General features: G+C 42.0%; 10 protein-coding genes. 3 read left to right on the forward strand and 7 right to left on the reverse strand.

The features are described 5' to 3' along the window. Window positions 1-7: 7 nt before the first annotated feature. Window positions 8-2,185, reverse strand: a complete 2,178-nt coding sequence (locus tag L1068_RS08110; protein WP_237129840.1) for a patatin-like phospholipase family protein — start codon at window positions 2,183-2,185, stop codon at window positions 8-10. 195 nt (window positions 2,186-2,380) lie between these two features. Between L1068_RS08110 and ettA the strand changes: the two genes are divergently transcribed. Beyond that, a complete protein-coding gene (gene ettA / locus L1068_RS08115; protein ID WP_237129841.1) occupies window positions 2,381-4,054 on the forward strand; it encodes an energy-dependent translational throttle protein EttA in 1,674 nt (557 codons plus the stop codon). 61 nt (window positions 4,055-4,115) lie between these two features. Here ettA and L1068_RS08120 read toward each other — a convergent pair whose 3' ends face one another. Further along, window positions 4,116-5,198 carry a rhomboid family intramembrane serine protease gene (locus L1068_RS08120; protein ID WP_237129842.1) on the reverse strand — a complete coding sequence of 361 codons (1,083 nt, stop codon included), beginning with the start codon at window positions 5,196-5,198 and terminating at the stop codon, window positions 4,116-4,118. 6 nt (window positions 5,199-5,204) lie between these two features. Further along, a complete protein-coding gene (locus tag L1068_RS08125; protein WP_237129843.1) occupies window positions 5,205-5,780 on the reverse strand; it encodes a hypothetical protein in 576 nt (191 codons plus the stop codon). 124 nt (window positions 5,781-5,904) lie between these two features. On the opposite strand from L1068_RS08125, the gene L1068_RS08130 reads away from it, so the two are divergent. Then, the gene (locus L1068_RS08130; protein ID WP_010561696.1) at window positions 5,905-6,276 is read left to right on the forward strand and encodes a PilZ domain-containing protein; all 372 of its coding nucleotides are present in this window, start codon (window positions 5,905-5,907) and stop codon (window positions 6,274-6,276) included. A 527-nt stretch (window positions 6,277-6,803) separates the two neighbouring features. Continuing rightward, the gene (locus tag L1068_RS08135; RefSeq protein WP_010561697.1) at window positions 6,804-7,088 is read left to right on the forward strand and encodes a hypothetical protein; all 285 of its coding nucleotides are present in this window, start codon (window positions 6,804-6,806) and stop codon (window positions 7,086-7,088) included. Window positions 7,089-7,147: 59 nt separating this feature from the next. On the opposite strand, the gene rraB is transcribed toward L1068_RS08135, so the two are convergent. From rraB to parE, 4 genes are all read right to left on the reverse strand, one after another. Further along, a complete protein-coding gene (rraB, locus tag L1068_RS08140) occupies window positions 7,148-7,483 on the reverse strand; it encodes a ribonuclease E inhibitor RraB (RefSeq protein ID WP_010561698.1) in 336 nt (111 codons plus the stop codon). Further along, on the reverse strand, window positions 7,467-8,195 hold the full coding sequence (locus L1068_RS08145; protein WP_237129986.1) for a 1-acylglycerol-3-phosphate O-acyltransferase: 729 nt from the start codon (window positions 8,193-8,195) through the stop codon (window positions 7,467-7,469). Before L1068_RS08145 ends, rraB begins: the two co-directional genes overlap by 17 nt. 141 nt (window positions 8,196-8,336) lie before the next feature. After that, a complete protein-coding gene (gene parC, locus L1068_RS08150) occupies window positions 8,337-10,643 on the reverse strand; it encodes a DNA topoisomerase IV subunit A (protein ID WP_237129844.1) in 2,307 nt (768 codons plus the stop codon). Window positions 10,644-10,672: 29 nt separating this feature from the next. Further along, window positions 10,673-12,571 (reverse strand): DNA topoisomerase IV subunit B, encoded by a 1,899-nt coding sequence (gene parE / locus L1068_RS08155; protein WP_237129845.1) that lies wholly within the window; start codon window positions 12,569-12,571, stop codon window positions 10,673-10,675. Window positions 12,572-12,615: the final 44 nt, after the last annotated feature.

Raw genomic sequence — 12,615 nt, forward strand, 5'->3', positions numbered from 1 at the left:
TATACAACTACCAGTGTTTGCCTAATGAGACAAAAAAGCTGGATTCGCCATCATCGGTTGCACCAAAACCAAATGCAGCTGGGCCAAAGCGTGTATCGGTGCCAACAAACAAGCTGCTAGCAAAAATAAGCTCAGATAAATCGACACTTTGTTGAATATCCCACACATTGCCTACTTCAGCACTCACACCAAGGTAAAGTGGCATGCTGGTCATGTTAAGCATATCGCGACCTAAATCGTATTGATAAATTACTGCGCCAAACGCTTTCTTAGGACCGTTTAACACGTTTTTGCCATAACCCGATAAGTTTAAAAATCCGCCCAAGCGCTCAGTGTTAACGGTAAATGTACCGTCTGATTCATAACTGGTATACGATGCTGTGCCAACTAAGCCGTGGTGGCGAATAGAAAAAGCGCCGCGCCAATCAATTTTGTATTTACTGGCATAGCGACTGTCGATTGGATCAAGGCGATCGTCGTACGCTTCTTTAAAACGCCCATAATAAACACGTAGTCGATTACCTTGGGTTGGAAAGCTAATGCTATCTAAGGTGTCATACATCAAACTGCTGTAAAAACCCGTTTGATCAAAGGGGAATTTATCATTAATCAATGATTTTTGTTCAAGTTCGCCAACATCACGTATTGTGCCAAACTCAAATCGCCAAAAGTTATTAATGTTGTAACCAAGCGCCAAATTACCGCGCAGGTGATTTTTTTCCAAATCGAAGAACGCTTGCGTTACTGTTTGTAGCTTGTATCTATCTTTGATAAACGCAAGGCGAGCACTCGCATAATAGTCACCTTCTGCGTTTAGTGGTTGATAAAATTCGGTCGCGATATACTCTTCAAAACCTAGCGAAATCTCATTGCGCCAAAGCCCCCCATAGCGATTAATATTACTGCGCGTAAACGCCATATCAATTGAGAGCACCGAGTTTACTGTCACGTCACTTTGATAATTAGCGCCAAAATCTAAATAGTTTGGCCCCCACGATTTACCAATTGTTTTTAATACTAACACCCGCCCTTGTTCGGTATCTTTAAACTCGGTTTCAACGCGCTCAAATTCATTGAGCGCATAAACGCGGTTTACCGCCTGCTGCACATCATGCTCAGACGGAGTGTCTCCGGGGTTAATCGAAAAGTGTTTGAGTATCAATTTATTATTAACGTCTGACAAATTATCCAACGAAATCGCAAGTACTGGGTTATAAATTGGCTGAAACCACACTTGGCTACGCTCGCGTTTAGCAACTTGATAAGCCTCAAATGCACTCGGTGAAATAGCTAAGGTTTGTAGTTTTGGTTCCGCGATTTTTGCAGCGGCAAGGCCGCGTACTAACGACTCTTCTAAATCAGCCCAGTCAGTGGTGCTTAAGTCATCAATGTCGGGGCGTATATAGATGTCCTTTTCACTTAGTAAACGTTTTTGCCATTGTGTTGAGGCATTGGTCAAAATGGTAGAAAGCTGGCCAAGTACTTCCATGGTTGATGTGAACTCATTCGACTGAGCAAGTGATGCACCTATATCTACGGCTATAACGATATCTGCGCCCATCTCTTTTACTACATCAACCGGCAAATTATTGGCGATGCCACCATCAACCAGCAAGCGACCATCTATTTCGGTCGGCTGCACAGCCCCGGGGACCGAAGCCGACGCTTGCATTGCTTCAGCAATACTACCAGATGAAATAACCACGGCTTCACTGGTCGATAAATCGGTCGCAATTGCGCGATACGGGATTGCCAGCTGGTCAAAATCATCAAACAAATGCACTGAACGCGTGGAGTTTCGCAATAAACGGCTCATACTTTGGCCGACAAGCAAACCTTTAGATGAACGCAATGCACCGTCACGAATACCAAAATTCAGCTGTAGATTATACTTATCGCGTAGCTCTTTATCGCGATAACGTAATACTTCTCTTGGAATATCATCTGAATAGCCTTGGTTCCAATCTTCATTAAGCATAAATTTTTCAATTTCACTTGCTGAATATCCCAAGGCATACATACCTGCAACATAAGCGCCAATGCTAGTACCGGCGATATAATCAACTTTGACATTATTCGCTTCAAGTACCTTTAACACGCCAATGTGCGCGCCGCCTTTGGCGCCGCCACCACCGAGTACTAAGCCTATTTTTGGCTGATTCGACGCACTCAGTTCAAAACTCATCAATATTGAACAAAATAAAAGATAAAGAGAGGTTTTATTAAGCGCCGGCATAGGTAAGCAATTACTATTATTTTTATGTGACTTTACCTTAACTTAACAGAATGACATTTTAAATCTACTACGACATTGAATGCCCCCATTTATCACACTACAATATGCAGCAATTACATTATTAAAATCACTATAGGATTATTCATGCCTTTACCGGATAAGTTTATCTACACGATGCATCGTGTAAGTAAAGTAGTGCCGCCAAAGCGTACTATTTTAAAAGATATCTCGCTTTCATTTTTCCCTGGCGCAAAAATTGGTGTGCTTGGTTTAAACGGTGCAGGTAAATCTACCTTGCTTCGTATTATGGCGGGTGTTGATACCGAGTTTGAAGGTGAAGCGCGCGCGTTCCCTGATACAAAAATTGGTTACCTACCACAGGAACCTGTACTAGACGAAAACAAAACAGTACGTGAAACAGTTGAAGAAGCCCTTTCTGAAGTAACAAATGCCCTTGCACGTTTAGACGAAGTTTACGCTGAATACGCAATGGACGGCGCGGACTTTGACGCATTGGCAAAAGAGCAAGGTGAACTTGAAGCAATTATTCAGGCGCACGATGGTCACAACCTAGATAATGCACTAGAGCGTGCTGCCGATGCACTTCGTTTACCAGAGTGGGACACGCCAATTAAAGTACTTTCAGGTGGTGAGCGTCGCCGTGTAGCGATTTGTCGTTTATTACTTGAAAAGCCAGACATGCTATTACTCGACGAACCAACTAACCACTTAGATGCTGAATCAGTAGCTTGGTTAGAGCGTTTCTTACACGATTACGAAGGCACTGTTGTGGCGATTACCCACGACCGTTATTTCCTAGATAACGTTGCAGGTTGGATTTTAGAGCTTGACCGTGGTGAAGGTATTCCGTGGGAAGGTAACTACTCGTCATGGCTTGAGCAAAAAGATGCGCGTTTGAAGCAAGAAGAAAAAGCGGAAAAAGCACGTCAGAAATCAATTGCGCAAGAACTTGAGTGGGTACGTTCAAACCCGAAAGGCCGTCAGGCTAAATCGAAAGCACGTATGGCACAATTCTCAGAACTACAACATTCTGATTACCAAAAGCGTAACGAAACTAACGAGCTATTTATTCCACCAGGTCCTCGTCTAGGTGATAAAGTACTAGAAGTAAATAACATCAAAAAAGGCTACGGCGACCGTGTACTAATTGATGATTTAAGCTTCTCAGTACCAAAAGGTGCAATCGTCGGTATTATCGGTGCTAACGGTGCTGGTAAATCAACCTTATTCCGTATGCTAGGCGGTCAAGAAACACCAGATGCAGGTTCATTTGAACTAGGTGAAACCGTTGAACTTGCAACAGTTGACCAGTTCCGTGACGATTTAGATGGTTCAAACACTGTATTCCAAGAGTTATCTGAAGGCCAAGACTTATTGAAAATTGGTAACTTTGAAATTGCTAGCCGTGCTTATGTATCGCGCTTTAACTTCAAAGGTAACGACCAGCAGAAATACGTGAAAGACTTATCAGGTGGTGAGCGTAACCGCCTTCACCTAGCTAAGCTTCTAAAAGCTGGCGGTAACATGATCTTACTCGATGAGCCTACCAATGACCTCGACGTTGAAACACTACGTGCCCTTGAGAATGCGATTTTAGAATTCCCAGGCTGTGTAATGTGTATCTCGCACGACCGTTGGTTCCTTGACCGTATTGCTACGCATATTCTTGATTACCGTGATGAAGGTCAAGTTAACTTCTTCGAAGGTAACTACACAGAATACGAAGCATGGCTTAAGAAAACGCTTGGTGCAGAAGCTGCGCAACCTAAACGTATTAAGTACAAGAAAATCGGTTAATTGGTTTTCACACAATACAAAAAAGCCCGCAATGTGCGGGCTTTTTAATGCATAAGCGTTATTAACGTTTTAGCACAGCTTCTGGCTGATTGAGCAGTTTGATTAATGGGTTTTCAGCAAGCACTTTCTCTTTTAAGAAGTAACCAATCACTAAGCCAACAACAAAACCACCGATGTGCGCGCCATAATCAACACCATCTTGTAATACGATTAAACCGAAAATATTAATTGCTATCCAAATCGCAAAGAACCACACCGCGCTCAGTTTCTTTTGATAAATAACAAACATAAAGGTTAAGCTAGCGTGTCTAAACCACATTAAGTACATGCCAAATAATCCTGCAATTGCACCACTGGCACCAACTGATGGAATATTCGGGTCTTGCGACATAACTAAGCTAAACAGCGATGCACCTATGCCGCATATCAAATAATACATAAGGTATTTTTTATGGCCGAGCGCATCTTCTAAGTTGTCACCAATAATGTATAAGAAATACATGTTTCCAACTAAATGCATCACAGAGCCATGTAAAAAGACGCACGTTAATAAAGTCCAAATCTCTTGCCCGTTGTTAACATCTGCAGGTCTTAGTGCAAAGTTTTCTAATACAAAAGCAAAGCTCTCGATGTTAAAGAAATACGCACAGAAAATCAGAATATTAATCGCAATTAAAGACCAGTTTACCCAAGGTTTTGACTTGGTTTTTAAGTTATATTCCACTGGCATTTGCGTTAAAAATTGGAATAAGTAGGTTTTCCAAGATACTTTTTTATTTAGCTCATCAAGTGCACCGAGTAACTCAGGACTGTTTTCAACTGACGTGAGTTCGTCTTTATCAATCCAGCTACCATCACACTTACGACAAATATCCAGTTCAGTTTGATAATCTTTTAATAAGTGCACAGCTTCTAAATGGCTACCACAATCAGGGCAGTTCAATTCTGTGCTACCTTGAGGCTCACCAAAGTGATGGCTATAACATTCGCCAATCGGGCCGTCATTAATCTCTTCAATCATGCGATTAACTTGGTTTTTCTCAAACCACAAACCGCCGCACTGACGGCAAACATCAATTTCTTCACCGCAATAATGGGTAACTTCAAGTGCTACATTAACGCACTTTGGACAACGTTTGGTCATGGCTCATTACTCTCCTTTTAATACGCCAATTTGAATATCTTCTTTCGCTAACAAGCGTTTTAGCTCGTCAGCACTGTCTTTAAGTTTTAACAGCGGGCCATTTTTAAAATATTCCGTTTGTTCTAACAATAATTTTGATGCATGGCGTGAACCAATGGCCCAGCGACCTACCTGATCGATGGTGCGGTCAGCCTTACCGTAAAAGCGGCGCACTTCAGAAAGAATTTCACTCGGCGTTTCCAAAGTAGTGGGATTGTACTTCATGGTTTGCCAAACGTATTTGTCAAGCATTGGGCGCTGCTCTGTAATCACTACTTTTGGCGGGCTTTTGGCGAGGACTTTTGCGTACGTTTCAAGTTCTTTAACCGCGTCATCTAATTCATCGTATAACGACATGCGCAGATAATAGTTATCTTCCATTTTGCTTAACGTATCGAATTTTAGCGCTTGTTCAAGACCGCTTTGTGCAGCTAAATATACACCAACAATTGTCGATACAATCATAAACGCCTGATTTAACCAAAATCCGGTTTTTTTCAATTCACCGTGATCAATCTTTTGTTTTTCAGCGTGTTCTGGCATTGTTTTTCCCTTTAAAAATATATTCCATAAGTGGCGCCCGCTATTTAAACATATCAGCATGAAAATATTTAATATTTTTTGTTAATCGGCTATGCTTTAAAGATGACGATAAGGAGCGCTCCTAATGCAAGAAAGACGACATTTCACTCGTATTATTTACCGCACGCCTGCAAAATTAACCTTTATGGGCGTAGAGTATAACGCTGAAATCCTTGATTTATCGCTTAAAGGTGCACTTTTAAATAAGCCTGATAACTGGCCTACTGCGTGCGATCTTTCGCATCACGCCAAGTTAGTGTTTCAACTTTCTAACAGTGATATTGCGATTGAGATGCTGGTGTCGCTGGCACATGTTGAAAGTGACCAATTGGGGCTACGCTGTGAGCAAATTGAAATTGACAGTGTGACGCATTTAAAACGCCTTATCGAACTCAACATGGGAGATGAAGAAGAACTTTATCGTGAGCTTGAGCATTTATCGGTGTTAAACGATTAGACGCTTTAAATATCGCAGCAAAAGTTAGCTGCAGCTAATGTGTTTAAAATAGCAACCTCGTTTTGAGGTCAACAGCACGTGCTAAAGCGCGTTTTCTATTTATTGTGATCTTGAAACTCATTCGCGCAAGTCATTTTTAGCATTGTTACTTCCCCCTTTGTTAACCTTTTCGTCATCAAATCTAGCCAAAAAAATTCTTATATTAATTGTGATTATTTAGATTTAACACCTTTCACAGCCAGTACAGCCTCTATCGCCATTGTTACCTGTTAAAAAGCGCAGCCTTATACACGCGTTAACCCTGCAAATATTGAATCATTATTTTCATTAAAAACATGGAGTGCTGAGAGTTTGGGAGCTTTGTAATTACATTCGTTAAGCTATACGCCTTAATAAACAAAAGATTTTATGATTATTGGCGCTTATATATTTACGATTAAATTAATTGATAATCATTATCACTTTTATTGACTTAAAATTCTGCGCAGTATAATCTTACCAACATGTAAACCTAGCAGGGAAAAACCATGGAAGTTATTTTGATTGCTTTTTCATTTATTACGGTAATTATTGCAATGTCGTGCTATTTCAAAAGTAACCAATGCGCTGAAAGTATTCGCTTTGATAGCAATAGCCCGATTGGTCTTTATTGGTTGCTGGCGGTCGTATCGTCTGCACTTGCCCTTTTTACAGCAGTTACAGCGTTAGGCGTATATGAAGGAACCCTTGCTTGGTTATCAATTCACACATTGATTTTAGTGCCTGTCTTATTGTTCTCCCCGTTCAAACTCTCACAAGATAAGCCACAATAAAAAATAGCGCCATTTGGCGCTATTTTTTTATACTCGATTTGTCAATACAACACAGGAGCTTACTCTTGAAAGTAAGTTCCCCAGCCATCGTATTCCACACCAGCTTTTGCAGCAAGATCGATAAGTTTATCTACATCTTCAAGAATAAGTTCTGCGTCAAGTTCACATTCAACTACAACGTCAAAGCCCCAAATTTTGCTGCCATCTTCTAATTCAAGTTCAGCTGGGTCTTCCACGTCAAAACCAAGTTTGAATGCAGCCAGTGCCGCTTCTTCTAGCTTATCAAAATCTTCACATACAAAGTGGTGTTCTACTTCGTACAGTTTGTCTGGGTTTGAGCCGTCTTCTAATAACGACTCAACAATGTCTTCACTTATTTCACGCCAGTTTTCCACAATCGCTCTCTACTTTAGCATCTAGCTGTTCAATTTTACTCTGCATCATAGCATGAATTCGCTTTGCGTGCTCTCTTGCCGACATATCCTTTTCCAACGAAATCGGATCAAGTAATTCAACATAAATGGTTGGGTTAGCCCAACGATTTAATTTAATACGCCCTGTTGTTGTACTCATACAAACCGGCACAACCTCCACACCGGCTTGCATAGCCGTGTGAAACGCGCCTGTTTTAAATGGTAATAAACCACGCCCATAACTGCGTGTACCTTCAGGGAATAACCACACAGAAATCTTATCGTTTTTAATTTTTGATGCGGCCTTATCAATTGTGCCTTTTGCTTTCGATTTATTATTGCGGTCAATTAAAATATTGCCTGACAACCAGTACAGCTGGCCAAAAAATGGAATAAAGCGAATGCTTTTTTTACCAATACTTACGGTATTTTCTGGTACTGCATTGGTAACCGTAAACAAATCATAGTTATTTTGATGGTTAGATACATAGACGTAGGATTTATTTTTATCCAGTTTGTCTAATCCCTTCACTTCAACTTTTGCGCCCAGTAGTACATGCATGCTGCCATACCAAGAAGCAAAACGATGAACATGGTTGCGGTTAAACGGCATCACTAAACATAATAGCAAGCCAAAGATCGCACTAAAAAAGATAAAAATCGCAAGTAGTACTAAGCGAACAGCAAATATCAAAATAACGTCTCCAATAACTAAGCGCGCCATTATACGAATTTTAGCTAACATGTGTAAGCTAAAAAACACGGTTTATAAAAAAACCAGCCCCATATTGAGACTGGTTTTCGTTATTTTAACGCTTTTCGACGCAAAGAAGCACTAATCTTCGCTATTTTCCGCATCAATAGCATCGTCGATCAATTCTTGTGCGGCAGAAAACTCAACTTCCATTAAATCTACACGCTGTAAACCACGCGGTAACTTATTACCACGTCTGCCACGCTCGCCGTAGTAATGTTCTAAATCACTTGGTTTTAAGGTTAGTTTACGCTTACCTGCATGTAACGTAACAGACGCGCCATCTGGCACAATGCCCAGCACTTTAACAAACTCTTCTCGCGATTTAACACGGGCACTTGGAATGGAAATGATCTTATTTCCTTTACCTTTACCTAGTTTTGGCAAATCACGAATTGGGAAGATCAGCATACGACCTTCGTTGGAGATTGCTAAACAGCGATCTGTCGTAATGTCGTGAATTGGCTGTGGTGTCATTAATAATGCAGCTTCAGGAATCGTTACCAGTGCTTTACCGTTTTTATTTTTACTCACTAAGTCGTTAAATTCGGTGATAAAGCCATAACCTGCATCTGATGCCATCAGGAAATTAGCTTTTTCTTCACCCATAACCACGTGTTCAAGGTTAGCTCCAGGTGCAACATTAAAGCGCCCAGTCATTGGTTCACCTTGGCTACGCGCAGAAGGTAAACTATGGGTATCGGTTGCAAATGCACGACCAGAGCTATCTAGGAATACACTCGGCTGATTACTGCGTCCTTTGGCAAGAGACTTAAAGCTGTCACCCGATTTATAACTCAGGCCTTCAGCGTCAATATCATGGCCTTTAGCAAAACGTGCCCAGCCTTTTTCAGAAAGCACAACAGTAACGCTTTCAGATGGCATTAAGTCTTTTTCACTTAAGGCTTTAGCTTCACCGCGTTCAACTACAGGCGAACGACGGTCATCACCATAAAGCTCAGCGGCTTCTTGAATTTCTTTTTTCAGTAACGTCGACATACGACGCTCTGAACCAAGGGTTAATTCAAGCTTATCGCGCTCTTTGGCAAGCTCGTCTTGCTCACCGCGAATTTTCATTTCTTCTAATTTAGCAAGATGGCGAAGTTTAAGTTCTAAAATTGCTTCCGCTTGCGTTTCAGTGATGCCAAACCGCGCCATTAAAACGGGCTTTGGCTCATCTTCACTGCGGATAATTTCAATTACTTCGTCGATATTTAAAAAGGCAATCAATAAGCCTTCTAAAATATGTAAACGTGCCAATACTTTGTCTAAGCGGTATTGTAAACGGCGGCGAACCGTTTCGCGTCTAAACACTAACCACTCAGATAGTATTGTTTTTAAATCTTTTACTTGAGGACGGCCGTTTAGCCCCAGCATGTTTAAGTTAACACGGTAGTTTTTCTCAAGGTCGGTGGTCGCAAATAAGTGCGCCATAAGTGGCTCAGCTTTTACGCGATTTGAACGCGGCACAATTACAATACGCGTTGGATTTTCATGATCAGATTCATCACGTAAATCGGCCACCATAGGTAATTTTTTAGCGCGCATTTGCGTAGCAATTTGCTCTAACACTTTCGCACCAGAGCACTGATGAGGTAACGCCGTAATGACAATATCGCCTTGCTCTTCAGTATACACCGCGCGCATTTTGATAGAGCCTTTACCACTTGAGTAGATTTTACGAATTTCAGCCTTAGGCGTAATAATTTCCGCATCAGTTGGGTAATCCGGTGCTTGTACTAAATCAAGCAGTTCTTCAAGTTCGGTTTTTGGTTTATCCAGTAATGTGCAACACGCATCTGCCACTTCGCGTACGTTGTGCGGCGGAATATCAGTTGCCATACCTACTGCAATACCGGTAATACCATTCAATAAAATATGCGGTAAACGTGCTGGCAGTACTTCCGGCTCCTTCATGGTGCCATCGAAGTTTGGAATCCAATCGACTGTGCCTTGGCCTAGTTCTTTTAATAAAACCTCAGAGAACTTTGATAAACGCGCTTCCGTGTAACGCATTGCCGCGAAAGACTTAGGATCATCTGCCGCACCCCAGTTACCTTGACCATCCACCAGCGGATAACGGTAAGAAAACGGCTGCGCCATAAGTACCATGGCTTCATAACAGGCGCTATCACCGTGTGGGTGATATTTACCCAGTACATCACCCACGGTACGGGCTGATTTTTTGTATTTTGCCGCTGCCGATAGGCCGAGTTCACTCATCGCATAGACAATACGACGTTGTACTGGTTTCAAACCGTCGCCAATGTGTGGCAAGGCACGGTCTTTAATTACATACATTGAGTAATTTAAATAGGCGCTTTGCGTAAACTGCGCCATTGTTTGTTTTTCTATCCCTTGCATCGCGAGGGTATCGAGATCTGACATGCTCGTTTACCTAAATTTTTTAATGCTAGTTATGAGTTCCATGAATCCGCTTGGTCACCACTGGTTTCTAACCACTCACGACGATCGCTTGAACGCTTCTTGGCAAGTAACATATCCATTACCTCTAACGTTTCTTCGTCGCCCTCTAAGCTTAATTGCACTAAGCGGCGAGTATTTGGATCCATTGTCGTCTCGCGCAGTTGCATTGGGTTCATTTCACCCAAGCCTTTAAAGCGTTGCACATTCACTTTGCCACGCTTTTTCTCTGCTTCAATACGGTCTAAAATGCCGGTCTTTTCATCTTCATCCAGGGCATAAAATACTTCTTTACCCACATCGATTCGGTAAAGCGGTGGCATTGCTACATACACGTGCCCTTGCTCTACCAAAACAGGGAAGTGTTTTACAAACAGTGCACACAACAAGGTTGCAATGTGCAATCCATCGGAATCCGCATCCGCTAAAATACAAATTTTGTGATAGCGTAGATTAGTTAAATCTTTTGAATCTGGATCCATACCAATCGCCACAGAGATATCATGCACTTCTTGCGACGCAAGAATTTGGCCTGATTCAACTTCCCACGTATTAAGAATTTTACCGCGCAGTGGCATTACCGCTTGGAACTCACGGTCACGCGCTTGTTTAGCTGAACCACCCGCCGAGTCACCCTCTACTAAAAAGAGTTCACTGCGCTCGCTTTCTTGCGTGCTACAGTCGGTTAATTTACCCGGTAACGCAGGGCCTGAGGTGATTTTTTTACGAACCACTTTTTTCGCCGCACGCATACGTTTTTGCGCGTTGCTAATACAAATTTCGGCAAGTAACTCTGCAATATCTGTGTGCTCATTAAGCCATAAGCTAAACGAATCTTTTACCACACCCGAGACAAATGCTGAGGTTGCACGTGACGATAATTTTTCTTTAGTTTGACCTGCAAATTGTGGGTCCTGCATTTTGACCGAAAGCACATAGCTACAGCGGTCCCAAATATCGTCAGGTGTTAGTTTTACCCCACGCGGTAATAAATTGCGGAATTCACAAAATTCACGCATTGCTTCTAGCAAACCTTGACGCAGACCATTTACATGGGTACCACCTTGCGCTGTTGGAATCAGGTTTACATAACTCTCATAAACCCCTTCGCCGCCTTCAGGCAGCCATAATACCGCCCAATCAACACCTTCAGTAGAACCGGCAAACTCACCGGTAAATGGTTGTTTCGGTAAAACTTCGTATTCTTTTAACGCGTCAGCAAGGTAATCTTTTAAGCCATCTTCAAAAAACCATTCTATGGTTTCTTTAGTTTGCTTATTGATAAAACGGATTTTTAAGCCAGGACACAGAACCGCTTTGGCTTTTAATAAATGCTTGAGCTTTGATAGCGAGAAATTTGCCGAGTCGAAGTAGCTTGGGTCAGGCCAAAAATGTACTGAAGTACCGGTATTGCGTTTGCCCACGGTACCGACCTCGGTTAAGTCTTGTACCTTATCGCCGTTCTCAAACGCAATTTCATACACTTTTGCATCGCGTCGTACAGTAACTAATACACGCGTTGATAAAGCATTTACAACGGAAATACCTACCCCGTGTAAACCACCTGAAAATTGATAGCTTTTGTTTGAAAACTTACCACCGGCGTGCAATTTGGTAAGAATAAGCTCAACGCCCGGAATACCTTCTTCGGGGTGAATATCGATTGGCATACCACGGCCATCATCGACTACTTCCAGCGAGTTGTCTTCGTGCAGGATCACATCAATTTTCGATGCATGCCCAGCTAAGGCTTCATCCACACTGTTATCGATAACTTCTTGGCCAAGGTGGTTTGGACGTGTGGTATCGGTATACATGCCGGGACGGCGCTTTACCGGTTCGAGTCCATTTAAAACCTCAATGGCTTCTGCATTATAATCTTGTGTCGTCATGAAATGCGGTTCTTTTTATATTAATTATCTTTGATACCTAGCTG

Origin of the sequence: Pseudoalteromonas sp. MMG024, from assembly GCF_021654175.1 — a bacterium.
Lineage (GTDB): Bacteria > Pseudomonadota > Gammaproteobacteria > Enterobacterales > Alteromonadaceae > Pseudoalteromonas.

What these genes read in the sequence shown, in the direction of transcription:
- parC (WP_237129844.1), bottom strand. Translation starts at nt 10,643, where the DNA reads ATGTCAGATCTCGATACCCTCGCGATGCAAGGGATAGAAAAACAAACA.
- L1068_RS08120 (WP_237129842.1), bottom strand. Translation starts at nt 5,198, where the DNA reads ATGACCAAACGTTGTCCAAAGTGCGTTAATGTAGCACTTGAAGTTACC.
- L1068_RS08130 (WP_010561696.1), top strand. Translation starts at nt 5,905, where the DNA reads ATGCAAGAAAGACGACATTTCACTCGTATTATTTACCGCACGCCTGCA.
- parE (WP_237129845.1), bottom strand. Translation starts at nt 12,571, where the DNA reads ATGACGACACAAGATTATAATGCAGAAGCCATTGAGGTTTTAAATGGA.
- ettA (WP_237129841.1), top strand. Translation starts at nt 2,381, where the DNA reads ATGCCTTTACCGGATAAGTTTATCTACACGATGCATCGTGTAAGTAAA.
- L1068_RS08125 (WP_237129843.1), bottom strand. Translation starts at nt 5,780, where the DNA reads ATGCCAGAACACGCTGAAAAACAAAAGATTGATCACGGTGAATTGAAA.
- L1068_RS08135 (WP_010561697.1), top strand. Translation starts at nt 6,804, where the DNA reads ATGGAAGTTATTTTGATTGCTTTTTCATTTATTACGGTAATTATTGCA.
- L1068_RS08110 (WP_237129840.1), bottom strand. Translation starts at nt 2,185, where the DNA reads ATGAGTTTTGAACTGAGTGCGTCGAATCAGCCAAAAATAGGCTTAGTA.